Raw genomic sequence first — 26,470 nt, 5'->3', positions numbered from 1 at the left:
GATGGAGACCGGTCGGCGCAAGGAGTGTTGATTCCATTCGTGTGCATTGATGAGGGTGTTTATATAACCGTCGGAAATCATTACAGAATTGTAATGCAATCGTTCAGTTTCGGTTCATCCGGGCGCCGCTACTCCTTGCCTATCGACAACCAAGGAGTACCGATCATGAAGCGCCTCATCCTTTCCGCCGTCATGGCCTCCATGCTGGCCGCCTCGGCCTTTTCCGGCCAGGCCGCGCCGCTCAATCAGCCGAGCGCGATGCAGTCGAACGTCATCCAGGTCGACTGGCACAAGCCGGTCGTGGTGAAGAAGAAGGTGGTGGTGAAGAGGACGGTCGTGGTGAAGCGCAGCCACTGGCGCAACGGCCAGAGATATGCCGCATGGAAGCGTCACCAGGCGGTGCGCGACTGGAACCGCTACGGGCTGCGCCGCCCGGGTCCCGGCCAGGAATGGATCCGCGTCGGCAACGACTACCTGCTGGTCGGCATCGTGTCCGGTGTCATCTTCGGCGCCATCGCCGCGCACTGATCGGGCAATGTCCGCACCAAAAAGGGCGGTCCCGCGGCCGCCCTTCTTTTTGTCTGTGAAAAGCGGGTACGATGATTTTTTGCGAGTCGTCGCGCCCGGGCGGCTTGATTATATGGAGGGCAAACGAGCCTTTTCCGATGCGCTTTCCACCCGCCTTCCTCGACGAGATACGCGACCGCGTGCCGATATCATCGGTGATCAGCCAGCGCGTCGCCTGGGACAGGAAGAAGACGAACGCGTCGCGCGGCGACTACTGGGCCTGCTGCCCATTTCACGGCGAGAAGAGTCCGTCTTTCCACTGCGAGGACAAGAAGGGGCGTTATCACTGCTTCGGCTGCTCGGTGTCGGGCGATCATTTCAGGTTCCTGACCGAGCTCGACGGCCTTAGCTTTCCCGAAGCGGTCGAGAAGATCGCCGACATGGCCGGCGTGCCGATGCCGGTGCGCGACGCAGAGGAGGAACGGCGCGAGAAGGAACGCGCCAGCCTGACCGACGTCATGGAAATGGCGACCGTCTTCTTCCAGGAGCGGCTGCAGAGCGCCGACGGGGCGAAGGCGCGGGCCTATCTGCGGGATCGTGGACTGACGCCGGCAACGCAGCAGTCCTTCCGCCTCGGCTATGCGCCGGACAGCCGTAACGCGCTGAAGGAACATCTGGCCGCCAAGGGCGTGCCGAAAGCCGACATAGAGGCCTGCGGGCTGGTGCGGCACGGCGATGATGTGCCGGTTTCCTATGACTGGTTCCGCGACCGCATCATGTTCCCGATCCCGGATTCGCGCGGCAGGATCATCGCTTTCGGCGGGCGCGCTCTGGCGCCTGATGCTTTGGCCAAATACATGAACTCGCCCGATACCGAGCTCTTCCACAAGGGCAACGTGCTCTACAATTTTGCCCGCGCCCGCAGGGCGCTGGCCAAGGGCGGCACGGTGATCGCGGTCGAAGGCTATATGGACGTGATCGTCCTGGCGCAGGCCGGCTTCGAGAATGTCGTTGCCCCGCTCGGCACCGCGCTCACCGAAAACCAGTTGGAGCTTTTGTGGCGCATGGCCGGCGAGCCGGTGCTCTGCTTCGACGGCGACCAGGCCGGGCTGAAGGCGGCGTGGCGCGCCGCCGACCTTGCGCTGCCGGGGGTCCAGCCTGGACGATCGGCGCGCTTCGCGCTGCTGCCCGAAGGCAAGGATCCGGACGACCTGGTCAAGGCAGATGGACCGGACGCTTTCCGCGCGGTGCTGGCCGAGGCCCGGCCGCTCGCCGACCTGCTGTGGATGCGTGAGACGGCGGGCGGCGTCTTCGACACGCCGGAACGGCGCGCGGAGCTCGAAAAGACGCTGCGCGGGCTCGCCGGCCGCATCCGCGACGAAAGTACGCGCTACCACTACAGCCAAGAAATGCGCGAGCGGGTGCTGAGCTTCTTCGGCACGCAGCGTGGTGCGCGCCAACAGCGGCCGGACGGCCGGCCCGGTGAGCGCGGCAAGGGCCAGGCTGCCGGTGGTGCCTTCGGGCGAGGTCCGGCGGCCGGCGGGCGCACGGCGATCACCGAAAGCCTCGGACGCTCGGCGCTGATCAAGCGGGCCGGCGAGGGCATGTCGGTGCGCGAGGCGACGATCATCGTGGCGCTGATCAATCATCCTGCGCTGATCGACGAGAATTTCGCCCATGTCGAATTCCTCGACCTCGCCAATTCGGACCTGCGGCGGCTGCACGCTGCCATCCTCGACGCCATGGCGCATGACGCGGCCGACGATCGCGACGCCGTCATTGCCACCATCGAGCGCGCCGGCTGTGGTGCTATCTGGGAACGCGCGGTGGCGCTGATCAAGCGTGCGCGGCAGTGGCCGGCGCTCGAAACCGCGGCGCTCGACGACGCCCGCGACGCCTTCAACCAGGCGCTGCACTTGCAGCGCAGCGCGCGCACCTTACATAGAGAGCTGAAACAGGCGCAGGCGGCGCTCGATGCAGACCCTTCGGATGAAAACTTCCGGCATCTCGTCGAGATTCAAGCGCAATTCAATGATGTACAGGCAACGGAAGCGCTGATCGAAGGGTTCGGCGTTTCGTCGGGCAGAGCCGGGCGCGTTTAGGTCCTGGGCTGCCGCGAAATCGAAGTGGAAATGCACAGCGCGTCGAATCGACGCCCCTAAGTCGGGTAATTGATTCGCTTTTTTCAGGCGAATCATGCGAGAGGCGCTTGACCTTCAGGCAGATTGGCGGAATCAGGACGATTCGAAACGTTAACCGTGCCCCCGCGTCGGTGGGAAATTTTGAGCGATGTGAGGAACTGGTGACTGGACAGGCAAAAGGCCTGCCACAGATACCAGGGTTAATCTGGACTTAACGAGAGATGCGGTTACTGGCCCGGTAAGAAGCGTTCTGGCGCGAGCGCATCCGGTATGACCGGTCCGGCAGCTTACGCGGCTTCGATATCAGCCGCTTGGAGACGACAAAGAATGGCGACAAAGGAAAAGGAAGAGGTCGAGACCGAACGCGAAGGCGCCACCGATGGCCCTCTGCTCGACCTTTCCGACGATGCTGTCAAGAAGATGATCAAGGCCGCCAAGAAGCGCGGCTATGTCACACTCGACGAACTGAACGCGGTGCTGCCATCGGAAGAGACCGATCCGGATCGCATCGAAGACATCAATGCCATGCTCAACGACATGGGCATCAATGTCGTCGAGGATGACGAGGCCGGCGAGGAGAATGAGGCCGAGGCGGCCGGTGACAGCGAAGACGACGCCAACGAGCTCGCCGAGCAGACCGGCACCGCCGTCGCCACCACGACAACCAAGAAAGAGCCGACCGACCGCACCGACGATCCGGTGCGCATGTATCTGCGCGAAATGGGCTCGGTCGAGCTTCTGTCGCGCGAAGGCGAAATCGCGATCGCCAAGCGCATCGAGGCCGGCCGCGAGACGATGATCGCGGGCCTCTGCGAAAGCCCCCTGACCTTCCAGGCCATCATCATCTGGCGCGACGAGCTCAACGAATCGAAGATCCTTTTGCGCGAGATCATCGACCTCGAAGCGACCTATGCCGGCCCCGAGGCCAAGCAGGCGCCGGTGGTCGAACGGATCGAGGAAACGCCCAAGCCCGAAGAAAAGCCGCGCGGCCGCGCGGCCGCACGCGAAGAAGAAGACGACATCACCAATGTCGGCGGCGACACGCGCGGGCTGGAGGAAGAGGAAGACGACGAGGACGAGGCAAGCCTGTCGCTGGCCGCGATGGAAGCGGAACTGCGGCCGCAGGTGATGGAGACGCTCGACGTCATCGCCGACACCTACAAGAAGCTGCGCAAGCTGCAGGACCAGCAGGTCGAGAACCGTCTCGCCGCGGCCGGCACGCTTTCGCCCAGCCAGGACCGTCGCCTCAAGGAACTGAAGGACCAGCTGATCAAGGCGGTGAAATCGCTGTCGCTCAATGCGGCGCGCATCGAGGCGCTGGTCGAGCAGCTCTACGACATCAACAAGCGTCTGGTGCAGAACGAGGGCAAGCTGCTCAGGCTCGCCGAGAGCTATGGCGTGCGCCGTGAAGAGTTCCTCAGGGAATATCAGGGTTCGGAGCTCGATCCGAACTGGACGCGCTCGATCGCCAACCTCACCTCGCGCGGCTGGAAGGAATTCACCAAGAACGAGAAGGACGCGATCAAGGAACTGCGCGCCGAGATCCAGAACCTCGCCACCGAGACGGCGATCTCGATCCAGGAATTCCGCAAGATCGTCAACCAGGTGCAGAAGGGCGAGCGCGAGGCAGCGATCGCCAAGAAGGAGATGGTGGAGGCGAACCTTCGGCTCGTCATCTCGATCGCCAAGAAGTACACCAACCGCGGCCTGCAGTTCCTCGACCTGATCCAGGAAGGCAATATCGGCCTGATGAAGGCGGTCGACAAATTCGAGTACCGCCGGGGCTACAAGTTCTCGACCTATGCGACGTGGTGGATCCGGCAGGCGATCACCCGTTCGATCGCCGACCAGGCGCGCACCATCCGCATCCCGGTGCACATGATCGAGACGATCAACAAGATCGTGCGCACCTCGCGCCAAATGCTGCACGAGATCGGCCGCGAGCCGACGCCGGAGGAGCTGGCCGAAAAGCTGGCCATGCCGCTGGAAAAAGTGCGCAAGGTGCTGAAGATCGCCAAGGAGCCGATCTCGCTCGAAACGCCGGTCGGCGACGAGGAGGATTCGCATCTCGGCGACTTCATCGAGGACAAGATGGCGATCCTGCCGATCGACGCGGCCATCCAGGCCAATCTGCGCGAGACCACGACCCGCGTGCTGGCTTCGCTGACGCCGCGCGAGGAACGTGTTCTGCGCATGCGCTTCGGCATCGGCATGAACACCGACCATACGCTGGAAGAGGTCGGCCAGCAGTTCTCGGTGACGCGCGAGCGCATCCGCCAGATCGAGGCCAAGGCGCTGCGCAAGCTCAAGCACCCGAGCCGCTCGCGCAAGCTCAGGAGCTTCCTCGACAGCTGATAGCGACAATCAGACCAGGAATTCGAAAGGGCGTCCTCGTGGCGCCCTTTCCTTTGCCTGCGCCGCTCTTGCCGGGAGTGCCCGCCGGGAGGATAATTTCGGTGTCGGATGCATTTGTGGGCGACAAGCCGGATGCCCGCCCCGGCGCCGGTCGCAACGGCCAGGCGCCAGCTCCGTGGCGCCGGAGGGAGGTGTGCCGTGACAACCTACATCGTGCTTATCAACTGGACCGAGATGGGAGCCAAGAATGTGCGGGAGTCGCCGAAGCGGCTCGATGCTGCCAAGAAGCTGCTGGGGGACATGGGCGGATCGTTCAAGGCGTTCTATCTGACCATGGGCGAATGCGACATGGTCGCCGTGGTCGAAGCGCCTGACGATGCCGTGCTTGCCCGTTTCGCGCTGATGCTGTCATCGGGCGGCAATGTCAGGACGCGGACGATGAAGGCCTTTCCGGAATTCGCCTATCGCGAGATCATCAGTTCGCTCGGGTGAAGTCTGGCTCGGGCATGCACCGGCGCGGTGCTTGCGGGGCCGCGCCGCATCCCCGATAGTCGCGCCATGCCCACGCCTCTGCTGACCGTCTGGTACAATACACGCTGCCCGGTCTGCGACGCGGGCATCGTCCGGCAGAAGCGCCGGCTGATCGAGGCGGTCAAGGCCGGCCGCATCGAATTCCGCGACATAAATCTCGAGCCGGCCGCGCTCTCGGCATTCGGAGCCTCGCTGGAGGACATCCGCCGCCGGCTGCATGCGACCGATGCCGAAGGCAGGCTGCTTGCGGGCGCCGATGTCGCGATCGCAGTGTGGCGGTTGACGCCAGTCGAAAGCTGGCTGGCGGTGCTGTTCGGCAATCCTGCCGTGCTGCCCCTGACGCGCTTCGTCTACGACCGTTTCGCCGACCTTCTCTATGCCTGGAATCGGCGCAAGGGCCGCTGGTAGAGCGCCTGCGCTTAACCGTGCTGTCAACTGCCGCTGGGTGCATCTACGATACATCGTATGATATATCTTGAATCGGCAGGCGTGGCGCGTTATTTAAGATATATCGTAAGATAGAACTTGAGGAGCAATCCATGCACAAAGACGATCATTTTCGGCACAATCATTTCGGCGAGCGCATGTTCATGCACATGGCCGGCAAATTCGGCGGCCGCGGCGGCGGCTTCGGGCCGTTCGGGCAAGGCATGCGCGGTGGCGGCCGCGGTGGCCCCGGCGAGATGTTCCGCGCCGGGCGCATGCTTGCTGATGGCGACCTGAAGCTGATCACGCTGTCGCTTCTGGCCGAGGCGCCGCGCCACGGCTACGACATCATCAAGGCCCTGGAGGAGCGCACCAGCGGCATCTACAGCCCGAGCCCGGGCGTGGTCTATCCGACGCTGACTTTCCTCGAAGAAGCGGGCTATGCCGTCTCCTCGAGCGAAGGCAACAAGAAGGTGTTCTCGATCACCGAAGCGGGCAGGGCGCATCTCGAGGAAAACCGCGAGATGATCGACCACGTGCTCGACCATCTCGAGCGTTTTGGCCGCAAGATGGCCAAGGCGCGCGACTGGTTCGGCTGGGGCGACGAGGATGGCGGCTGGCGCGGTCGCCGTGAAAAGCGGGATGAGAAGCGCGACCGGTTCCGCGCGCTGCGTCACCGGCTGCGCGCCGCGCTCGGCGATATCGTCGACGCGCCGGAAGACAAGCAGGCCGAGGCGATCAGCATACTGGAAGACGCCGCGGCGGCACTCGAGGCGCTGTCGCGCCGCTGAGCCGGCGAGCCTGAGGCGGCCGTTGGCCGGCGAAACCCGAGGACAGCAAAGCATGACCGCGAAAACCGCCGCACAGTTTTCGGGATGCTCCTGTAGTGAAAATCGTCCTGCAACACGCTATGTGATGCAGGACGATTGCCGTTGGAGGATGCGCTATGTCATTTCTGAAACGCCTTTTCGGCGGAGGCGGTGGTGAGGCGAACGAGCCCGCAAGCGCAAAGCCGGCAAAACAGGTCGAGCACAAGGGATTCCTGATCAGCGCCACGCCCTACAAGGCGGAGGGCCAGTACCAGACCTGCGGCGTCGTCTCGAAGGAAATCGACGGCGTGGTGAAGGAGCACAGATTCATCCGGGCCGACCGTTTCGCCGGACTGGACGATGCCGTCGACATCTCGATCAAGAAGGGCATCCAACTGGTCGACGAACAGGGTGAGCGGATGTTCGGTTAGACATCTCTACAGTCGGGGGTCGATCGGTTCGCTCTCCAGGGCCAGCACACCGAACACGCACTCGTGTGTCCGCCGCAGCGGTTCCTTCGCCACAAACCGCTTCAGCGCCTCGTGACCGAGCGCGAACTCCCTGAGTGCCAGACTGCGCTTGCCACCCAGGCCACGCTCCCGCAGGCGAACGAGGTTGTCCGGCGCATCGTATTCGGGGCCGTAGATGATGCGCAGGTATTCCCGGCCACGCACTTTCAACGCCGGCTGGATGAGTCCTTTCTGGCCGCGGCTGACGAAGTCGCGCGGCTTGACCACCATGCCTTCGCCGCCCGAGCCCGTCAGCGCCTCCCACCACGCGATTGCTTCCGCACACGCGTCGGAGTCGGCAAGATCGACCGTGCGCCAGCGTGTGCTAGTCACGCCATCTTCGGCGGCCAGGCGGGCCGCAAGCGTCATGTGCCATACGTGATCCTTGTCGAAGCCGACATGTCCTTCGCTGGCGAGCAGGTGAAATGGCGCGACTTTGAGGTCGTCGATGCTTGAGACCGGCCATACGTAGGGCGCCCAGGCGGCGGCGTATTTGGTCGCGCGCGCAGCCCGGTCATCGAACCGCGCCCGCAGTCCGGCCGCATCGACGCCGCGCGCCATAGCCCGAGCCAACGCCTCGTGGCTGGCCTGGAAGCCGGCGGCCGAGGACGTCGCCACCGGCGCGTACTGGCTTTCGATCAGGCTGCCCGCCTTGGCTGACCAAGGCATTATCTCGGCATCCAGCAGCAGCCAATCGCTGCTCAGTTCGTTCCACAGATACGCTGCATCGACGCTGGTGCGAAGACGGGCAAGCAGGCCTTCCGTCACGGCGGCGTCCTTGAAGAAGGAGCGTCCCGTCCGGGTCCAGATCGCGCCGGTCTCGTTGCCCGACACGCCGAAGCGTTCGCGCGCCGTCCGCGCGTCCCGGCACAGCGCAATGACCGCCCGCGAACCCATATGCTTTTCCTCGCATACGACCTGAGCGACGCCACGTTCGCGAAAGTGAGCGAAGGCTTCCTCGGGGCGCTCGAGCCAGCCGCTTTGGCTGCTGGTCTCGGACGGCGACATCGTCGGTGGCAGATACACCAGCCATTGTGGCGCCAGTGCGAAGCGGCTCATCACCTCCAGCGCCGCCGACGCGTTCTCCTCGGCAACGACGATACGGCCCCTCAGTTCGGTCTCGATCCAGCGGCGACCGGAAACGTCCTGGTAGTCGAGGACGCCGTCGGCGTCGGCCTGGGCCGATTTGCCGAGATCGGCTCCCCCCAATGGACGTATCGGTTCGGACCAGACCTGGAGTGCCGGCACCTCGACAAGCTCGCGCTCCGGCCAGCGCAAGGCCGTCAGCTTGCCGCCGAACACGCAGCCGGTGTCGATGCACAGGGTGTTGTTGACCCATTCGGCCGACAGCATCGGCGTATGGCCATAGACGACGGCCGTCTTGCCGCGATAGGCCGTGGCCCAGTCGGCGCGGACTGGCATGCCGAATTCATCGATCTCGCCCGTGGTCTCGCCATAGAGAGCGAATTCGCGCACGGCGCCCGAACCACGTCCGATCATTTCCTCCTTCAGGCCGGCATGGGCAACGGCCAGGCGTCCACCGTCCAGCCAGACATGGCTGCGCAGACCGTCGAGGAAGGCCGGCAGGGCCTCTCGCAGGCCGCGATCTTGAGTCTCCAACTGGTCAATGGTTTGCTGCAGGCCGTGAGCAACCGTGACCTTGCGGCCTTCCAGCCAGCGGCCGAGCTTGCGTTCGTGGTTGCCCTGGACACAGTAGGCAGTGCCGGCCGCCACCATGCCCATGACGATGCGCAGGGCGTCGGGCGAGTTGGGACCACGATCGACGATGTCACCGACAAAGACGATCTTGCGGCTCTCTGGCGGAGTGACGACGACCGTTCGGTCACCGCGATCCTCGGACCAGGCGACGCCGTAGCCGAGTTGGCCGAGCAGGGTCTGAAGTTCATCGGCGCAGCCGTGGATGTCGCCAATGATGTCGAACGGTCCGGGGTCGTCCCGCTTGTCGGTCCAAAGCGGTTGGCGCGAGACCCTGGCAGCCTCGATGCTGGCCTCGCTGCCAAGCTTCCAGACCTGGCGGAAGCCCTCGCGTTGCAGGCCGCCGAGACCCTTGCGGATCTCGGTCGTCATGCGTTGGGCTACTCCCGCGCCGAACTGCCGGTCGGGTCGCGACGCAGTGCGCGCGACGCAGACGTCGACACCCGGATCGATGACGACGGCGACAGGCAGGGCGTGCCACTTGCGTGCCAATTCAATCCAGGCCCTGCGGTCGGCTGCCCGCACGTTGGTGGCATCGATGACCGCCAGCTTGCGGTGCTTGAGCCGCTTGCCAACAATCTCGCGCATCAATTCGAAGGCGTCCGCCGAAACGTCCTGATCGGTCTCGTCATCGCAAACGAGTGCGCGGCAGCGATCCGAGGAGATGACCTCGGTCGGCAGGAAGTGCCTGGCGGCGAAAGTCGATTTGCCCGATCCGGTCGAGCCGATCAGCACGACGAGCGCAAAATCAGGGATGGCAAGGTCGGTCTTGTCGGGCTCTCTCATCGCGTGAACACCGCCATCTGCGTGGGCGCTCCCAGGACGGTGTCGGCAGCCCCGATGCCGCTGAAGGCGGCGGCATAGCCATAGGTCTCGCCGATCTTGGCCGCCCAGACTTCGAACTGGGCGCGGCTCCATTCGAAGCGATGGTCGGGATGGCGAAAATTGCCCGCGCCCAGGTTCGGAAACAGTGCGTTATAGTCCGCATTCGGAGTGGTCACGATCACCGACTTCGGCGCCGTCTCGCCAAAAACGATGCGTTCGACCAAAGGCAGCCTGTCTTCGTCGAGGTGCTCGATGACCTCGACCATCACGGCGACGTCGGCTTCGGCCCAGCGGCTGTCCCGGTATGTCAGCGATCCATGCAACAGCGTGACCCGACCTTCGGGCGGTCCACCGAACTCATTCAGCTTGAGACGCTTCGCAGCCCACTCCAGTTCGCGAATTGCGGGATCAAGTCCGAACAGCTTGTGGACCCATCGCTCGCGCACGAGCCGATAGAGCAGCTTGCCCTCGCCGCATCCCAGATCCGCGATAACGTTTGCACCGGTTGCCCGAATGGCGTCGACCACCGCGTCCATGCGCAGGTCGTTCAGCCGAATAGGCATCTCCAGCGCCTCCTCGGGTGCGCTCCTGACTTCGGGACGCAGCGATTCTCCCACCGTCTCGGGAGCCAGCCGCTCCAGGGCGATGCGGGCCAACGGACCGCGATTGCGCAGATAGCGCCGCACGATCACGTCCTTGGCGGGATGGTTTTCCAGCCAACCCTCGCCCTTGGACAGCAGCTTGTCGATCTCGGCCTCGCCGACCCAGTAGTGCTTTGCGTCGTCAAGGACCGGGATCAGGACATAGAGGTGGTTCAGCAAGCCGCTCAGCCGGCCTTTCCCCGTCAGCTTCAGTTGGCCGTATTGCCGGTTGCCGGCTCCATGTCCGGCATTTTCGATCGGCGTCAGGTCGACGGTCCACCCCAGGGGTTCGAACAGCTCTCGGACTAGAGCCTCCCCACCAAGCATCGGCAGCGGGGTCAGCACGGCTTCAAGCGGCAGGTCGCTGTTGGCCAGGTCCTGGCGCTCCTTTGAAATGCCGGTCATCGCGGTCCGCAGCGTCTTGTTGAGCGCCACTGACAGGAAGGACGATGCCGCGTACGGCCGGTCATTTACATACTGGTCCAGCAGGCCTTCTGCCTGACCCTTGCCCCGTACGAGTCCGATCGGGTCGATGTCGAGGAGAAGCGCAGCCTCGCAACGCTGTTCGGTTGCCTCCGGATAGAACAGCCAAGCCTTGCCGAAGGCCAGGTCGGTCTCGTGCAGACGATCGGGATGCTTGTACAGCAAGAAACCGAGATCTGTGGCCGGACGATGCGTTGTAGCAACGGACAGGAACATGCGCGACCGATAGCGCAGACCGGCAGAATAACCAATGGCGTTGCACGGCTATCTGCTGGATCTCGGCTGGGCGCAATGCAACTGACCGAGTGCGCGCAAGCAAAAAGGCAGGCGCCGGGCCGGCGCCTGCCTTTTATTTCGGCCAAGGATGGCGTGCGTTTACGCCGCCGCCGCAACACGTTTGCCGGCGGTTCCAGCCGCGATCACATCGACCCTGGCGGTCGCCTTGGCGAGCGCGGCGGTGACCGCGTCGGCGCCCATGCCGACACCCTCGACCCGGATGACCTCGACATCGGTCATACCCAGGAAGCCGAGCACGCCGCGCAGATAGGGAATGGCGTGGTCCATCTGCACGGCGGCACCTTCGGAATAGATGCCGCCGGAAGCGAGCACGATATAGACCTTTTTGCCGGCGACGAGACCTTTCGGGCCGTTCGCGCCATAGGCGAAGGTCTTGCCCGAACGGGCGATGTGGTCGATCCACGACTTCAGCGTCGACGAGATGTTGAAGTTGATGAAGCCGGTGGCGAGAATGACAGTATCGGCCGCAAACAGCTCCTCGAGCACGGCGTCGGAGACGCCGACCACTTCGGCCTGGCGCTGACTGCGTGCCTCGACGGGCGTGTAGATGCCGGTCGCATAATCAGGGTCGATGTGGGGCAGCGGATTGGCGACGAGATCGCGCACGACCAGCTTGGCCGACGGATCGGCGGCAAGCAGCTTTTGCGCGAGATCGGTGGCGACGTGAGTCGAATGCGAAGCGGCGCCGCGCGGGCTGGACGTAACAAGCAGAATAGACATGGCGGTGTCCCTTTGGGGTTGGATTGAACTTTCCCCACCAATATGGGATTGCTGACCAATCTGAAAAACAGGTATAATTTGCATGTAACCCATCTAGAACATGGATCGATCATGCAGCCAAATCCGACTCTCGATCAGCTTCAGATCCTGGTCGCGGTGGCCGATACCGGCAGTTTCTCGGCCGCCGGCCGCAAGCTCAACCGGGCGCAGTCGGTGATCAGCTACGGCATCGCCAACCTAGAGGCTCAACTCGGGCTGAAATTGTTCGAGCGTGAAGGCGTTCGCGAACCGCAACTGACCGATGTCGGCAAGGCGATGCTGGAGGACGCAAGGCGCATGGTGGGCGTGCTGCAACGCATCCGCTCGCGCGCCGACGGCTACCGGCAAGGCCTGGAAGCGGAAGTGACTATATCGGTCGACGTGGCGCTGCCTTCGCCGGTGCTGGTTCGGGTACTGAGAGCGTTCGAGGCGCAATTTCCGACGGTGACCCTGCGACTGCATGTCGGGACGCTCGGCCTGATCGTCGACCAGGTTGTCGGCGGGCATGCCGATCTGGGAATCGGAGGCCTGCTCGGCGAAGCCGACGTGCATCTCTTGCGCATCGGCCATGTCTCGATCGTGCCGGCTGCGGCTCCCGGCCATCCGCTGACGCTGCTGCCGAAACCGATCGCGATCGAGGACCTGCGCGAGCACACTCAACTCGTTGTCTTCGATCAGTCGGAGCGGACGCGGGGGCGCGACTACGGCGTCTTCGCCTACCGCACCTGGCGACTGACCGACGTTCGCACCAAGCATGCGCTGATGCGCGAGGGGCTGGGCTGGGGCGGCCTGCCGCGTTGGCTGATGGCCGAAGATCTGGCCAGCGGCAGGCTGGTCGAACTCGACCTCGAACCCTACAGCGAGGCGCGTTCGCCCCTATATGCCATGCACCGAACCGATCGCAGCCCGAAACCGGCGGCGGCCTGGCTCATCGACCAGTTCAAACGACAACTAGGCTGCTTCCATGAGATGGAGCCGGGCGTGTGGACGGAGGAGGGGCTGGAGACGACCCATCAACAGGCATGACTTTCTCAGCCAGCCCTTGCCACCGGTATCACCCTCACCTGGCTGACGCCGGTGCGGCGCACGACAGTGCAGAGCGTCTCACGGCCGATCCGCTCGGCATCGAGCATGCGTACGAGATCGTCGACGCCGGTGACCGGCCGGCCGTCGATGGCGGCGATGATGTCGCCTTCCTTCAAACCGGCTTTCGCCGCTGGCCCGTTCTTCTCGACGCTGCGCAGCCGCACGGCCGTGTTGGTGGAAACCTGCGACAGCAGCGCCGCGCGGCGGGGCAGGTTGGTCGTATCGGCTGAAACGCCGATGAAGGCGCGCCGCACGCGGCCGAAGCGGATGATCTCGGAGATGACGAAATTGGCGGTGTTGGAGGCGACCGCGAAGGCGATGCCCTGCGCGCCATGGATCATCGCGGTGTTGACGCCGATCACCTCGCCCGCCGACGACACCAGCGGGCCGCCGGAATTGCCGGGGTTAAGCGCGGCATCGGTCTGGATGACGTCGTCGATCAACCGGCCGGTCGAGGCGCGCATCGAGCGCCCGAGCGCGGAGACGACGCCGGCGGTGACCGTCCATTCGAAGCCGAGCGGATTGCCGATGGCGATCGCGATCTGGCCGCGGCGGAGACGCTTGGAATCGCCGAGCGGCGCGACATCGGCGAAACTGCCGTCGGCGCGGACCAGCGCGATGTCGGTGTCGGGATCGCGGCCGAGCACGCGGCCGTCGCGCACGGCGCCATCCGGCATCGTGACCCGCACGGCGCGCGCGTCGCCGACGACATGGAAGTTGGTGACCACCAGTCCGTCCTGCGCGATGACGAAGCCTGAACCGTGGCCGCCGGCGTCACCGGTGCGCTCGATGCGGCAGACGGCCGGACCGATCCGGTCGACCGCATCCGCGACGGTCGCCGAATAGGCATCGAGCAAGACGTCATCGGCTTGGAATTTCTCGGCGGCGAAGGCCATGGCGGTGCTCCGTGTCTTGCGGCAATGCGATGGATGCCGTTTCCAAAACCGCGCGGTACTTTTGAGCGGCACGCACTATATGTGCGGAGCGGCCGCAGCTGCCGCGACCTGACCATATGGGCAGTGGGCGGCCAGACTAGCCGTCAGGCGAGTACCGCAGGACGTGCCGCTGAGCGATATCTGGGTCATCGAACCCAGGAGATGATTGCCATGAGCGCTTTCGACCTTGCAGCCTTTTCCGACGCCATTGCCGATGCTGCGGCGGCCGCCGCGCCGGCGCTGGCGAGCTTTGCCACGCATCACCACCGCAGCGCGAGCGCCTTCCACTGGCGCGACGGCTTCTTTGTCACCGCCGAGGAAGCGGTTGAGGCCGGCGAAGAGATCGAGCTGACGCTGGCGTCGGGCGAAACCGCCAAGGCGGAGATGGTCGGCCGCGATCCTTCGACGGGCGTTGCGCTTCTCAAGCCGGCTGCGGCAACAGCAGACCTGCCGCAGCTGGCTCAGGCTGGTCCTGTGCGCGCCGGCAATATCGCGATCGCCGTCGGCAACAGTGAAGGCACCGGGCTTGCGGTCTTCGGCACTGTCGGCGAGGTCGGTCCTGCCTGGCGTTCGATGCGCGGCGGCACCATCGACCGGCGCATCAACCTCGCCATCAACACCGGGAGCCGGTTCGAGGGCGGCCCGGTGCTCGATGCCAAAGGCGGGCTGATCGGCATGCTGCTCTTCGGACCGCGCCGCCGGGTGCTGGTGATGCCTTACGAGACGATCGAACGCGCGGCTACGACGCTGCGCGAGAAGGGCCACGTCGCGCGCGGCTATCTAGGCGCCGGGCTGCACCCGATCCGAAACGGCGACACGCATGGCGCCATGGTCATGAGCCTCGACGACAGTGGCCCGGCAAAGGCCGCCGGCCTGCATGTCGGCGACATCATCGTGGCCTGGAACGGCGAAGCCGTGCATGGGCCGCGCGAACTGATCCGCAGGCTCGGCCCAGACAGCGCCGGCGCGACGGTGACGCTCGGCGTGTCGAGTGGTGGCGCTCGGCGCGACGTCTCAATCACCATCGGCGAAAAACCGTTGAGCTGAGAGGAAAATGGCCGTCAGCGCAGCCCAAACGATCGCAAGACCGGATCGCGCTACCCACCGGCTGACCGTGCTGATCGCGCTCGGCGACGCGGCGCGCGCCGAGCAACTGGCCGACGCGCTTGCGGCCAGCGACGATCTGCTGCCGGCGCTCGCAGCAAGCAATATGAGCCAGGTCGCCGATGTCGCGCTAATGGACGAGGCCGCATTGGAAAGCCGGGCCGCCGGTTCGACCATGCCGATGGTTCTGCTTTCGCGACGCGCCGTCCGCGATGGGCTCAATGGCAACGTCCTGGCAGTGCTGCCGCCCTCAGCCGACGGCCTGCTGATTGCCGCCGCCTTGCGACTGGCAGCGTCCGGTTATCGGATCAGCAGGGCCGGACCGTCGGCGGTGGCCGCTCATGGCGACTTCCACACAGAACCGTCCGAGGACGAGGGACTCGACGACGACCAGGTTCGCCCGGCATTGTCGCCGCGCGAGGCGGAAGTGCTGGCGCTGCTGGCGGAAGGCGCGCCGAACAAGGTGATCGCGCGGCGACTCAACATTTCGGTCCACACGGCGAAGTTCCACGTCGCTGCGATCCTGGTCAAGCTCGGCGCTTCCAACCGCACCGATGCCATCGCCATTGCGATGCGGCAGGGGCTGGTGCTGGTCTGAAGCGGGCGACGCTTCCCCGTTGCCGCACGACGCAGCGTAATCTTCTTGGGCCTTGCACCGAGCCTGTCGGCCGCGCAAGTTGCCTCGCGAAATCGCAGAGGGAGACAAGCATGTCGCTCAAGGGAAAGACGCTGTTCATCTCGGGTGGATCGCGCGGCATCGGGCTGGCGATCGCCCTGCGCGCAGCGCGCGACGGCGCCAATGTGACGATCGCCGCCAAGACCGCCGAACCGCATCCGAAGCTGCCGGGCACGATCTACAGTGCGGCCGAGGAGATCGAGCAGGCCGGCGGCAAGGCGCTGCCGGTGCTCTGCGACATCCGCGAGGAAGCCCAGGTCGCCGAGGCAGTGAGCAAGACCGTGGAACGGTTCGGCGGCATCGACATCTGCGTCAACAATGCCAGCGCCATCCAGCTCACCGGCACGCTGGAAACCAACATGAAGCGCTATGACCTGATGCATCAGATCAACACGCGCGGCACCTTCCTGGTCTCGAAAATGTGCATTCCGCACCTGAAGTTGGCCGAAAATCCTCACATCCTGAATCTGGCGCCGCCGCTCGACATGAAGGCCAAGTGGTTCAAGAACCATGTCGCCTACACCATGGCCAAGTTCGGCATGTCGATGTGCACGCTGGGCATGAGCGCCGAGTTTGCCAGAGACGATATCGCGGTCAATTCGCTATGGCCGATCTCGACCATCGACACGGCCGCGGTGCGCAACCTTCTGGGTGGCGCGACCGTAGCGGCGATGAGCCGCTCGCCCGACATCATGGCCGATGCCGCGCATGCGATCTTCCTGCGGCCGTCGCGCGATGCGACGGGCAATTTCTACATCGACGAAGAGGTGCTGCGCGCCGAAGGCGTCACCGATTTTTCGATCTATGCGCCCGGCGCCAAGGGGGCGCTGGCCGGCGATTTCTTCGTGCCGGACGAGGTGTTCGCCAAATCGGAAACGAGGATAACGCGAACCTTCTAAAGGTGCCTGGGGTAGTCCATCTGTTGATGCAAAATGCGCACAATATCGATGGATTGGTGATTCATTCGCAGATACACCACGTGAGAACCGACAGCATATTTGAGCAGGCCAGGCCTGACGTCCGAGGCATTCCGCGCTATTGCTGGAAACTGGTCCATCAACGTGACCACGGAGTGGATTGAGCGGATGTAGGCTTCTGCCCGCTCAGCGCCCCACTGATTCAGCGAATAATCCCAGATACCATCGAGGTCCCGCTTCGCTCGCGGCGAAATCCGGACCGTTCTTTTCATCGGCGCTTCTTCGCATTGAGAAACGCCTCAATGTCGAATGGCTCGAGGCTGCCCGACATGTCTCCTTCGTCGATAGCGGCACGAAGCTGCTCGAGCTTCAATTCCTGTTCTTCGAGGAGGCGAAGACCTGCGCGGACTGTTTCACTCGCCGAGCCGAAGCGGCCCTTTGCTATCTGCCGCTGGATAAATGCGTCGTACTGATCGCCAAGGGTCACGGAGGTGTTTTTGGACATCCTGCATCTCCAATACCAATAGATGGTATCAAGGTATGCTCAAGTTGGCAAGGTTGCCGCTTGTTCTCTAAGAGCGCGTCGCGTTCAAACAAATCCAGGCGACGCGCTTTAGGTCTTTGCTTTTACGTCGTTTTAGCAAAACCGCTGCACACTTTTGCGCGACATGCAGTAGCCCTCTTTACCCTTGCTAAGTTGACGAGGCTGAAGGCCGAGAAGACGAAGGCGTTGCGGCAGCTGAGATTTGTTTCAAAGACAAAAGCCCCGCCGGAGAGGGGACCGACGGGGCCTATGTGTCCCGCTGGAGTCGGGACAGGGCAGGGAACGCCCTGATTTGAATTTGGGTGTCGCAATGCGGCGATTCAATGAACGCGGCGACTAAAGGGACAATTCTTCTTTCGCTTCAACGAAAAGGCCCGTCCGGGTGGACGGGCCTTCATCCTTTCGTGCTGATTCCGGAAATCGGATCAGGAGCTTGAAATCAAACGCGCTTTACTGCTCGTTGCTCGCCACCGGCGCCACCAGCGAGGTGATGCGGCGGATCGCGACGCGGCGGTTCTCGCGGTTCGGGCCGGACGTATCCACCTTGAGGTACTCCTCGCCATAGCCCTGCGTCGTGAGGTTCTCGGCCGGAATGCCGAACGCGTTGGTCAGTGCTTCGGCAACCGCCTCGGCGCGCCGGTCCGACAGCGCCAGGTTCGCATCGGGCGTGCCGACCGCGTCCGTATGGCCCTCGATGAGGAAGGTTTCGGCCGGGTTCTTCTTCAGAAGTTTGTCCATGGCGGTGGCCACGCCTTCAAGCTTCTGCACCTCTTCATCGGAGATCGTCGCCGAGCCGAAGTCGAAGTTCAGCGTGTCCAGGTCGATACGGCGGGCGATGTCGCGAATGCGGGCCGAGCGCTTGACCTCGTCGACCGAGTAGAGGCGCTGCACTCTCTCCACGGGCGGCTGCTCGAGGAAGGTGTAGTACTCGTCCGGATCCTCGACATCCTCCGAATCCAGGATGTAGTCCCGGCGCGAAATGTCGAGCCGCAACGGCGGCAGGTCCTCGCCCGGATCGCGCCAATCGTCGACATCCTGGTAATACCGCTCGTCGACATAGGTCAGGATATATTCCTGGCCATCCGGCATGATGCGCGAACGCTGGATGACGTCACCATTGCGGTTGCGAATGGTGACGATCCTGATGCCATTGTCGCGCAGCACGGTTTCGCGGGTGCGGCCACGCGGCAGATCCTCGTAGTAGACATCCTTGGCGCCGCGCGTGATGCGAGGAGCCTCGTTGCTTTCCACGATCGTCTGGTTGTTGAACTGAAGGATCACACGGTCGCCGAACTGCTTCACCACGTCCGCGCCCTCAGGCCGCCGGCGCTCGCGGACAACCTGCTCGGGCGTAAGCTCGATCCGCTTGCCCTGTTCCTCGGTAACAGGAACGATCTTCTCAGGCTTGATCTCCTGCTGCGCCGCCTTGTCGTCGGTGGGCGGCGGGCCCTGATCGACCGGCGCCAGTTTCTGGACCTGCTTTGCGCCCTGCTGCTCAGCCTGGCCTTGAGCATTCTGGTCTTCGCCGGTGCCTGCGCCTTGGGCGTTGCGCCCCTTATGCCGGCGCAGCACGTCCTTTTGGCTGTCCAGAAGCGGAGCTTCACCTTGCTTGGCGGTGGTGGCTTCGCCCTGGGCCGGGGCTTCGCCCTGCGCCGGCGCGGCCTGCTCGCCGGTCGCCGGCTGTTCGCCGGACGGGGGCTGTTCTCCGGTCACCGGCTGCTCGGCAGCCGGTTGCTGCTGGCCGAGCGCCTTGCGCCTCTTCAGCTTGTTTGTCGGCTCTTCGCCTTGGGCGGGAGCTGCCTGCTGCTCTTCCGGCGCCGGTTCAGCATTCTGGGTTGGAGCCTGCTCGGCGGGAGCCGTCTCGGTCTGCTGCTGCTGATCCCGCTTCTTCTTGCGTTTCAATTGCTGATCGGTGGTGGCCGGCGCAGCCTGTTCGCTCGGAGCGGCCTCTTCGGCAGGAGCCGCCTCGATCTGCTGCTGCTTCTTCTTTCGCGGCTTGAGCTGCTGGTTGTCGTTCGCAGGCGCAGGCTGAGCCTGCTCGGCCGGTGCCGATTCGAGCTGCTGCTGGAGATCGCGCTTCTTCTTGCGCGGCTGGATCTGCTGCTCGTCCGTCGTGGCCTGGCCGCCCTGATCGGCGGGAGCCGTCTCGGTCTGCTGCTGCTGGTCACGCTTCTTGCGCGGTTTGAGCTGCTGTTCTTCGGTTGCGGGCTGGCCGCCCTGATCGGCCGGCGCAGCCTCGATCTGCTGCTGCTGGTCGCGCTTCTTGCGCGGCTTGAACTGCTGCTCTGCAGGCGCTGCTTCCCCGGCCTGGCCGGTGTCCATCTGCTGCTGCTGGTCCTGCCGCTTCTTGCGCGGCTTCTGCTCCGGCTCGGCGGGCTGCTCGGCCGGGGCCGATTCGGTCTGTTGTTGCTGCTCGCGCTTCTTCTTCTTCGGCTGCTGGGCTTCCCCTTGCTGACCACCTTGCGCGCATTCCTCGGCCGATTGGCCTTCGGCGCAGCTCGATTGCGCCAGAATCAGTGGCGCTCCGCGCGGGGTGTCGAAAGCGGCACTTCCCTGCAGCGGGAACGCGCCCAACGGCGCGGATGCCATCAGCAGGCCGATTGCCGTGCCTGCCAGAATCCGTGGTTGGCGTTTCATCTCAATTCTCCTTTTGGGGTCCCATCCCTGCCCAAACTTTCATCAACCGCAATTGGTTCCAGTTCAAGGCATTGGCCCCAACCAAGGTTGCTCGGCGGGCGTTTTGAAGGCAATTCCATGTTTTTCTAATGTTGATATTGGGCCGCGCTCACTGCGATGCTTGACCAAAAGGCCCGGCAGCGCCAAATCCCCGGCATGGATGCGCCTTTCTGGAAGACCAAGCCGCTCGAGGCGATGACCCCAGCCGAGTGGGAATCGCTCTGTGACGGCTGCGGCAAATGCTGCCTGTCGAAGCTCGAGGATGAAGATACGGGCGACATCTATTGGACGAGCGTCGGTTGCCGGCTGTTCGATGCAGAAACCTGTCGTTGTGCGGACTACGCCAACCGGTTGGCGCGCGTGCCTGATTGCGTCGGGCTGACCCCGCAAAATGTGCGTACCATCAGCTGGCTGCCCAAGACATGCGCCTACCGGCTGATCGCCGAAGGCCATGATCTCTACTGGTGGCACCGGCTGGTTTCCGGAAGCGGGGAGACCGTGCATCAGGCGGGAATTTCGATCCGCGGCCGGGTGAGGGCCAAGGAAACCGATCTGGCCGAGCCGGACGACTATTTCGATTACATGCTGGAGGACGAACCCTGACGAGTTCGCCTGTTGAGGACGAACCCTGACGAGTTCGCCTATTGAGGACGAACCCTGACGGGTTCGCCTGTTGAGGACGAACCCTGACGGGTTCGCCTGTTGAGGACGAACCCTGACGGGTTCGCCTGTTGAGGACGAACCCTGACGAGTTCGCCTATTGAGGACGAACCCTGACGGTTCGCCCGTTGAGGACGAACCTGACCGGTCTGCCTTTGACAAGCCGTAAGACGGTTTTGACGGGAACCGGCGGCGCGACGACGCGTTTGGGCGGCAGGTTTCAGAGTGAAGGGGCGATGGCAGCGGGAGAATTCCCTTTTCCTGCCACATGAACCGGACATGAACGCCCGGTTCGCAAATGGTTCAGACAGGAAGGGGCATTCTGCAGTCATCGGTTTGCCAAACACCAGTTCGCCAACCACCGACTGGGCGAGAGCCCTCAACAAGGAGAGAAGACGATGTTCAACACCATCAAGACGGCAGCCCTTTCGGCCCTTGTCGGCCTTGGCACGCTAGGCGCCATTCCGGCGCATGCGGACAGCCTCTATCTCGGCTTCGGCAACAACCATGATCCGCGCTTCGGCGTCTACACAGGCGATGACGATGACGGATATTACCGTCGCGAATGGCGTCGCGACCGCTGCTCGCCGGACCGCGCCCTCGACAAGGCTGAGCGCATGGGCCTGCATCGCGTCCGGATCGTCGACGTCAGCCGCCGCACGGTGAAGGTGGCCGGTCGTCAGTATGGCGATCGCGTGGTCGTTGTGTTCGCCAACGTGCGCGGTTGCCCGGTGATCTACCGCTGAGGCTTCATCGGCGGGGAGCGGCATGAAGCACGCTCCTCGCCGATCCCCTCTATGCATGATCTTCTTCGAAGATCCGGAGGGATGGCCTTCGGAGGGTCGGTCAAGGTCAACATGAGGGTCAGTCTTTGGTAGCGGAGCCCCTTCGGCATGTCCGAAGCGCGCGGCTCGAAAAAACCCCGGAGGATCGGTTCCCTCCGGGGTTTTTTGTTCATTGATCAGGTCGGACTTGGCTATTTCAGCTCGAATGTGACGGTCACCTGGACGGTGTAGGCGTTTTCACCGGCCTGCACAGGCACGGCGGCGCGCGCGGCATCAAAGGCTTTTGCGTTCATCGGCATCGGCACCGGCACGACGTTCTGGTCGGTGATCTCCAGCACCCGCCCGAGACTGGCGCCGGCCGCCGAGGCGAGCGTCTTGGCCTTGGCGATCGCGTCGGCGACGGCCTCCTTACGCGCCTCGGTGATGGTGGCCTTGGGATCGTCGTTGGTGAAGGCGATGCCGCCCCCCTGGTTGACGCCGAGCGACACCGCCTTGTCGAGAATGTCACCGGTCTTGTCGATGTCGCGCACACGCACAGAGAGTGTGTTGGTCACCTGATAGGCGACAAGCTCGGCCTCCTGGCTGCCGTCGGGCTTGTTGGTGTAGTTGTAGCGCGGGTTGATCTGGATGCCGCCGGTCTGCAAGTCGCGATCGGCGATGCCGGCGGATTTCATCGCGGCGATCACCGCCGCCATGGCATCGTTGTTGGCATCGAGCGCGGCGCGCGCGGTCTTGGCCTCGCGCATGACGCTGAGCGTCAGGATCGCCATGTCGGGCGCGACCGTCGCTTCGCCTTCGCCCGACACGACAATGCGTGGAGGGGTCGGCGAATCGGCGGCACTCGCCAGCGCCGGAAAAGCGACCGCAGCAGCGAGCGCAAAGGTCAGAAGACGTCTGGTCATGAAACCTCCTCGATATGGTTGGGCCATTCCTTGCCGGCACGGACTCGGCTCGAAAAAGCCTGGATTCGTCGCACTGCCTGCAATACCCGGAACCTGTTCACGCCCGAATGGGCGCAAGCCGATCTATCGCCGGAATATGGGCCGATTTTAGCATTCCCCGCCAGCGCTTTCGAAAGCCTTGTGCCGCGAGCCGAAAAACACTAAGCCAGCCCGCGTGGGGCCTGTAGCTCAATGGTTAGAGCCGGCGGCTCATAACCGCTTGGTTGGGGGTTCGAGTCCCTCCGGGCCCACCAAAAACCATTTAATATCAAGTTCTTAGCATATATTTTTGCTTCGCGCATCACCAAACGATCGCTGGGATGCACCTCGATGCGGCGTGAATCGCCACTGTCAAAATGGCCACCATTTTCGCCCGAAACTGCGATGTCCGACACTTCCCTGGAAATAAGCCTGAATAGCGTCGACACTTCCGTGACTTAGTTTTCGCTTCCGGTTGGCTGCATCGGATCATTCGGGGCACCATCGCGTGCCCCCTATTTCGAAAGTTTTTCAGCTGTTTCGAGATAGTTCCGACATTTCCATTTTGTCAGCGCCGCGCGGTCGGAACGCTTGGCTGAGACGCGCCAGTGAGCGCCCAAAATGCCCAGATTTTTGGCCGTCGTCTCTGACGAGGGAATTCCGTAGCCAAGCGTTTTGGAAAGTGATGGTCGGCCGATCAGGGAGATGCTTGGTCGTTGGTTCAGAAACCGAGCAGTGCCGCTTGGTCGGTCCAGACAATCGGGAGTTCAGGCAGGCGAGGAAGCCGATGCGCGGTCAGTTCGGCAGGCTGGTCGCCAGCGACAATGCCGGACGCGATTTTGGGGGCAAGGAAGGCGAGGGGCAGGAGGCGGCTCACCTCGGATGTATCGGTGCCATTCAGTAAGGCAACGTCGGTGAGGCTGCGGTTGGCGCCATCCGTCAGCTGGTTGAGATACAAATGAGCGCGGCGAAGAAGGCTAACAAGAGCCGCATCCGGTTCTCGGACGACGCTAGATCCATCGGTAAGCACAAGCCGCGTTTCGACACCGCGACGCCTCATCCCAAACGGACATTCGAGTAACGTCGTTTCGGCGCCACCATCAGTGGGGAGGACCCTGGCTAGCAACAGTTCCGAGACTGGCCGGATGACGAGTTCGATGGTCAATGATCCCGGCTTGATCGTGATCCGACGAACGATTTTCTGGAGCAGCGATCGCTTCGCGTAGACGTTTCCGGACGCCCAAGATGATCGCACTTCATCAGCGCGAGTGAGCGCGGATTGGATTTCGCCGGAATCCGCCCATCGCCGAAGCCAATCAGACAATTGGGCATGATCGCTGAGAATCCGATTCAGACGATGCTCAACAACGGATTCAACGGCCTGGGCGGGAAGACGCCAACCGTCTGATCCATTTCGCCGCTGATCAACGAACTGCTTTGAGACGTAGTACCGATAGCGAACGTCTCGTCTCTTGGCATGAACGGATCGCAGCTTCTTGCCGTCTTCATCGAAGAGCAGGCCGGTTAGCAAATGAGCTTGCGTGACGTTCAACTGACTTCGTCGCCTGGGTGCCTGTGAGTTGAGAAGCTGCTGGGCCTCGTCGAATTGGGCAGCCGAGAGAATGGCCTCGTGCTCGCCGTCGTAGATGTGCTTCTTGTGCCTAATTTTGCCGATGTAGATCGGGTTCGAAAGAAGGTGGTAAAGGTTGCCGCGGCCGAACGGTGACGTGACGACAACAGAACCGTCCTTTTGTTGGCGTGACCGTGCTGAAAGGCCGTCCCGCCTGGCCTCACTGACAAGTTCACGAACTGACTTCAGGACGAGATAGCGAGCGAACAGGTGCTGAACGATCTTCGCTTCGGCTTCATCAACCACGAGCTTGCGGTTCTCGGCGCGATAGCCCAGTGGCACAACGCCGCCCATCCACATGCCCTTCTTTTTCGAGGCCGCGATCTTGTCGCGGATGCGTTCAGCGGTGACCTCTCGTTCGAACTGGGCGAAGGACAGAAGCACATTGAGTGTCAGCCTTCCCATCGATGTGGTGGTGTTGAACTGTTGGGTGACCGAGACGAACGAGACGGAATTGGCATCAAAGATCTCCACGATCTTTGAGAAATCCATCAGCGATCGGGTGAGGCGATCGATCTTATAGACGATAACGACGTCAATCTTCTTGCGCTGGATTTCCTGTAGGAGACGCTGGAGGGCAGGGCGCTCCATCGTGCCACCGGAGATGCCCCCATCGTCGTAATGGTCCGGCATGAGCCTCCAGCCTAACCCTGCCTGAGAGGCAATGAACGCAGCGCACGCCTCGCGTTGGGCATCAAGCGAATTGAATTCCTGCTCCAACCCCTCCTCGGTGGATTTGCGAGTGTAGATTGCACAGTTGAGACGAGGGGATGTTGTCATAGTCCAAAAAACCTTGGGCCGGACCAATGCGTGCCCGTGATGCGGCGAGCAACGGCCGTCAGCGATCGGAAGGTCTTGCCATCGAGCACGAAGCCACCGTGGACAACTTCAACAATATGCATCCGACCGTTCCACTCCCGCATCAGACGAGACCCGACCTTGGGCGGGACCGATCCCGGCTTCCTCGCCACGACTGGGGCAGATGATGCAAGCTCGGTTGGTGCCGTTCCATTGTTGCTCGATGGCGCCGCATTGGCCGCGGGGAGCAAGCATAAGCCAGTCGGACGCACATCAATCGACCCGAGGGCTTTTCTAGTGCTCGACGGCAGGCCGCCCAACCTTTTCGCCTGCAGATGCCAGGCAGCAGAGCGTTCGAGTAACTCGCGCTTGACACCTTTGGGCGGCGGGCAGCCATAGGTCTTCATCCATGCTGCCACGAGTTGGTCTCGCGCCAAATCGCGGACTGCAGCAATCTCAGTGTTGATATCCAGTCGCTTGCGCATCGAGACTGCTCAGCCATCTCTACTTCGGCGACGCAGCGGCGCCGTTTGCTGCTCTTTCCAGCTTCGCTGAGCAGCTCGTGGCCGCGGTTTTCTTGACGATGCCGGAGAGGAAGGTCCGCCCCGGTGGCTGCCATCCAGTAGCATCGATCAACGACTGGACCGTGACGCTGTTGGTCGAGCTCTGGGTCCTTCGGACGTTGTTAGTCTTGGCCTGCGCTAGGGGCGAAGTGCCCTTGCCTTTCTCAACGGTCACCGAGACGGCTGCATCGGACTGCTCGCATAGGGAAGGCGGGGGGAGGGCCTGGTAGAAGTCGGATGCCGTGGCCCGCATTTCGACATTGTCGGCTTTGGCTTCGATGTAATTGAGGATTGCCATCTTGAATCTTCGTCAGTTCGGCGCCCGGGTCATCCCGGCGCTTGCACTGACTGAAGCCCGCCGCTCGCGGGCTGGAGCCTAAGCTCTTCTAGTGCCGAGTTCCTCGGCGGCGCTTACCCAACCAATGCTTCCTTTGGCGGTGAAGTCCAGCGGAAAGTCGCTATTTGCGGACGATCTGGCGTGCCTTCCGGGAGTTGGGCTAGAGGATCCAGACGCTGGAGAGAGCTGCCCACGATGAAGGGATTGATCTGCTCAACGGCTTGAGTGCGAGGGCTACAAGATCGCTTGAGAGTTATTTGGCCACGATTTTCAACGCCGTGAGCGTTTCGGGGGTAATCGTCCCAGTGATCTTGAGGTTGTAATCGGCCTGGAGGCGCGTGAGACCGTCCCGCATCTCGGGGCTCATTTGGCCGTTTAGCTCGCCGTTGTAGTAGCCGTAGGCCAGCATGGCGAACTGCACCTGAAGGACGATGTCTTTGAACTTATTGGAATTGCCGGGCAGCGTCGCCAAAGGGGCCGGTGCGGCGGGCGCGGGCTGCTGGTAAGTTGTCGATGGCGCATCGTACAGCGGGGCTGGTGACGCCGGAGGAACATAGTATGTACCGCCGGATGACGACCGATGGCTGCTGTGCGAGCTGTGACTGCTATGTGAGCTGTGGCCGGCCAGGGTGTATTTGTGGTCAAGCCTGAAGATGTCGAAAAGGGACTTCGCCTTGCCGCCGTCGGCCGGTGGTATGGAGGGCAAAGCCACGGGGACTGTCAGGAATTCTGTGCGCGAGGCCGGTTTCGTCACTGGCCGACGAACCTTTCGCCGAAGACGACGGCGAACTGGGTCTTGGCCTCGAACCACTCGCGCGGCGGTCGTTTCCATTCCTCGGC

Annotated in this window: 25 protein-coding genes and 1 tRNA gene; 14 read left to right on the top strand and 12 right to left on the bottom strand. The window is 63.1% G+C overall.

What is annotated here, in order from left to right:
• Positions 1-165: 165 nt before the first annotated feature.
• The 7 genes from EN818_RS24325 (at position 166) to EN818_RS24295 (ending at position 7,200) form a co-directional block, all read left to right on the top strand.
• Positions 166-528, top strand: coding sequence for an RcnB family protein (locus EN818_RS24325; RefSeq protein ID WP_095806889.1), 363 nt, complete (start codon positions 166-168; stop codon positions 526-528).
• A gap of 137 nt (positions 529-665) precedes the next feature.
• Positions 666-2,609: a DNA primase gene (dnaG, locus tag EN818_RS24320; RefSeq protein ID WP_095806888.1), complete on the top strand. Its 1,944-nt coding sequence runs from the start codon at positions 666-668 to the stop codon at positions 2,607-2,609.
• Positions 2,610-2,975: 366 nt separating this feature from the next.
• A complete protein-coding gene (gene rpoD / locus EN818_RS24315) occupies positions 2,976-5,003 on the top strand; it encodes an RNA polymerase sigma factor RpoD (protein ID WP_095806887.1) in 2,028 nt (675 codons plus the stop codon).
• Positions 5,004-5,201: 198 nt separating this feature from the next.
• Complete coding sequence (locus tag EN818_RS24310) at positions 5,202-5,495, top strand: GYD domain-containing protein (RefSeq protein ID WP_095807033.1); 294 nt, start codon at positions 5,202-5,204, stop codon at positions 5,493-5,495.
• 66 nt (positions 5,496-5,561) lie between these two features.
• The gene (locus EN818_RS24305; protein WP_176478390.1) at positions 5,562-5,942 is read left to right on the top strand and encodes a DCC1-like thiol-disulfide oxidoreductase family protein; all 381 of its coding nucleotides are present in this window, start codon (positions 5,562-5,564) and stop codon (positions 5,940-5,942) included.
• Between the two features lie 131 nt (positions 5,943-6,073).
• Positions 6,074-6,751: a PadR family transcriptional regulator gene (locus EN818_RS24300; RefSeq protein WP_095806886.1), complete on the top strand. Its 678-nt coding sequence runs from the start codon at positions 6,074-6,076 to the stop codon at positions 6,749-6,751.
• A 155-nt stretch (positions 6,752-6,906) separates the two neighbouring features.
• Positions 6,907-7,200, top strand: a complete 294-nt coding sequence (locus EN818_RS24295) for an HlyU family transcriptional regulator (protein ID WP_095806885.1) — start codon at positions 6,907-6,909, stop codon at positions 7,198-7,200.
• Positions 7,201-7,206: 6 nt separating this feature from the next.
• Here EN818_RS24295 and EN818_RS24290 read toward each other — a convergent pair whose 3' ends face one another.
• From EN818_RS24290 to EN818_RS24280, 3 genes are all read right to left on the bottom strand, one after another.
• Positions 7,207-9,780 (bottom strand): polynucleotide kinase-phosphatase, encoded by a 2,574-nt coding sequence (locus EN818_RS24290; RefSeq protein ID WP_095806884.1) that lies wholly within the window; start codon positions 9,778-9,780, stop codon positions 7,207-7,209.
• Positions 9,777-11,159, bottom strand: coding sequence for a 3' terminal RNA ribose 2'-O-methyltransferase Hen1 (locus tag EN818_RS24285; RefSeq protein ID WP_095806883.1), 1,383 nt, complete (start codon positions 11,157-11,159; stop codon positions 9,777-9,779). Before EN818_RS24285 ends, EN818_RS24290 begins: the two co-directional genes overlap by 4 nt.
• A 159-nt stretch (positions 11,160-11,318) precedes the next feature.
• A complete protein-coding gene (locus tag EN818_RS24280; protein WP_095806882.1) occupies positions 11,319-11,960 on the bottom strand; it encodes an FMN-dependent NADH-azoreductase in 642 nt (213 codons plus the stop codon).
• 111 nt (positions 11,961-12,071) lie between these two features.
• Here EN818_RS24280 and EN818_RS24275 point away from each other — a divergent pair, with 111 nt between their 5' ends.
• Entirely contained in the window at positions 12,072-13,025 is a 954-nt protein-coding gene (locus EN818_RS24275) for a LysR family transcriptional regulator (RefSeq protein WP_095806881.1), read from the top strand.
• 5 nt (positions 13,026-13,030) lie between these two features.
• Here EN818_RS24275 and EN818_RS24270 read toward each other — a convergent pair whose 3' ends face one another.
• On the bottom strand, positions 13,031-13,981 hold the full coding sequence (locus tag EN818_RS24270; protein ID WP_095806880.1) for a trypsin-like peptidase domain-containing protein: 951 nt from the start codon (positions 13,979-13,981) through the stop codon (positions 13,031-13,033).
• Positions 13,982-14,191: 210 nt separating this feature from the next.
• Here EN818_RS24270 and EN818_RS24265 point away from each other — a divergent pair, with 210 nt between their 5' ends.
• The 3 genes from EN818_RS24265 to EN818_RS24255 all read left to right on the top strand — a co-directional run bounded on the left by EN818_RS24265 (position 14,192) and on the right by EN818_RS24255 (position 16,699).
• A complete protein-coding gene (locus EN818_RS24265) occupies positions 14,192-15,067 on the top strand; it encodes a S1C family serine protease (RefSeq protein WP_095806879.1) in 876 nt (291 codons plus the stop codon).
• 7 nt (positions 15,068-15,074) lie between these two features.
• On the top strand, positions 15,075-15,722 hold the full coding sequence (locus tag EN818_RS24260; RefSeq protein ID WP_095806878.1) for a LuxR C-terminal-related transcriptional regulator: 648 nt from the start codon (positions 15,075-15,077) through the stop codon (positions 15,720-15,722).
• Positions 15,723-15,832: 110 nt separating this feature from the next.
• Positions 15,833-16,699 (top strand): NAD(P)-dependent oxidoreductase, encoded by an 867-nt coding sequence (locus EN818_RS24255; RefSeq protein WP_095806877.1) that lies wholly within the window; start codon positions 15,833-15,835, stop codon positions 16,697-16,699.
• On the opposite strand, the gene EN818_RS24250 is transcribed toward EN818_RS24255, so the two are convergent.
• The 3 genes from EN818_RS24250 to EN818_RS24240 all read right to left on the bottom strand — a co-directional run bounded on the left by EN818_RS24250 (position 16,696) and on the right by EN818_RS24240 (position 19,898).
• On the bottom strand, positions 16,696-16,989 hold the full coding sequence (locus EN818_RS24250) for a type II toxin-antitoxin system RelE/ParE family toxin (RefSeq protein ID WP_095806876.1): 294 nt from the start codon (positions 16,987-16,989) through the stop codon (positions 16,696-16,698). The two genes, EN818_RS24255 and EN818_RS24250, sit on opposite strands and share 4 nt — an antisense overlap.
• On the bottom strand, positions 16,986-17,222 hold the full coding sequence (locus tag EN818_RS24245) for a type II toxin-antitoxin system ParD family antitoxin (RefSeq protein ID WP_095806875.1): 237 nt from the start codon (positions 17,220-17,222) through the stop codon (positions 16,986-16,988). Before EN818_RS24245 ends, EN818_RS24250 begins: the two co-directional genes overlap by 4 nt.
• Positions 17,223-17,711: 489 nt before the next feature.
• The gene (locus EN818_RS24240) at positions 17,712-19,898 is read right to left on the bottom strand and encodes an OmpA family protein (RefSeq protein WP_095806874.1); all 2,187 of its coding nucleotides are present in this window, start codon (positions 19,896-19,898) and stop codon (positions 17,712-17,714) included.
• A 195-nt stretch (positions 19,899-20,093) separates the two neighbouring features.
• Here EN818_RS24240 and EN818_RS24235 point away from each other — a divergent pair, with 195 nt between their 5' ends.
• Entirely contained in the window at positions 20,094-20,540 is a 447-nt protein-coding gene (locus EN818_RS24235; RefSeq protein ID WP_095807031.1) for a YcgN family cysteine cluster protein, read from the top strand.
• A 455-nt stretch (positions 20,541-20,995) separates the two neighbouring features.
• Positions 20,996-21,343, top strand: coding sequence for a hypothetical protein (locus EN818_RS24230; protein WP_095806873.1), 348 nt, complete (start codon positions 20,996-20,998; stop codon positions 21,341-21,343).
• A gap of 230 nt (positions 21,344-21,573) precedes the next feature.
• Here the strand turns inward: EN818_RS24230 and EN818_RS24225 are convergent, their stop codons facing one another.
• Positions 21,574-22,284 carry an SIMPL domain-containing protein gene (locus EN818_RS24225; RefSeq protein WP_095806872.1) on the bottom strand — a complete coding sequence of 237 codons (711 nt, stop codon included), beginning with the start codon at positions 22,282-22,284 and terminating at the stop codon, positions 21,574-21,576.
• Positions 22,285-22,501: 217 nt separating this feature from the next.
• Here EN818_RS24225 and EN818_RS24220 point away from each other — a divergent pair.
• A tRNA-Ile gene (locus EN818_RS24220) sits at positions 22,502-22,577 on the top strand.
• Between the two features lie 446 nt (positions 22,578-23,023).
• Here EN818_RS24220 and EN818_RS24215 read toward each other — a convergent pair.
• The 4 genes from EN818_RS24215 to EN818_RS24200 all read right to left on the bottom strand — a co-directional run bounded on the left by EN818_RS24215 (position 23,024) and on the right by EN818_RS24200 (position 26,384).
• Positions 23,024-24,712, bottom strand: a complete 1,689-nt coding sequence (locus EN818_RS24215; protein WP_135904601.1) for a recombinase family protein — start codon at positions 24,710-24,712, stop codon at positions 23,024-23,026.
• Positions 24,709-25,215, bottom strand: coding sequence for a DUF2924 domain-containing protein (locus EN818_RS24210; RefSeq protein WP_135904599.1), 507 nt, complete (start codon positions 25,213-25,215; stop codon positions 24,709-24,711). The genes EN818_RS24215 and EN818_RS24210 overlap by 4 nt, the downstream gene beginning before the upstream one ends.
• Before the next feature lie 19 nt (positions 25,216-25,234).
• Positions 25,235-25,591, bottom strand: coding sequence for a hypothetical protein (locus EN818_RS24205; protein ID WP_135904597.1), 357 nt, complete (start codon positions 25,589-25,591; stop codon positions 25,235-25,237).
• Between the two features lie 292 nt (positions 25,592-25,883).
• On the bottom strand, positions 25,884-26,384 hold the full coding sequence (locus tag EN818_RS24200; RefSeq protein WP_245518823.1) for a peptidoglycan-binding protein: 501 nt from the start codon (positions 26,382-26,384) through the stop codon (positions 25,884-25,886).
• Positions 26,385-26,470: the final 86 nt, after the last annotated feature.

The sequence above is a fragment of the Mesorhizobium sp. M3A.F.Ca.ET.175.01.1.1 genome (genome assembly GCF_004791945.1).
Classification (GTDB): Bacteria; Pseudomonadota; Alphaproteobacteria; order Rhizobiales; family Rhizobiaceae; genus Mesorhizobium.
This window is presented reverse-complemented; position numbering and strand designations above follow the sequence as displayed.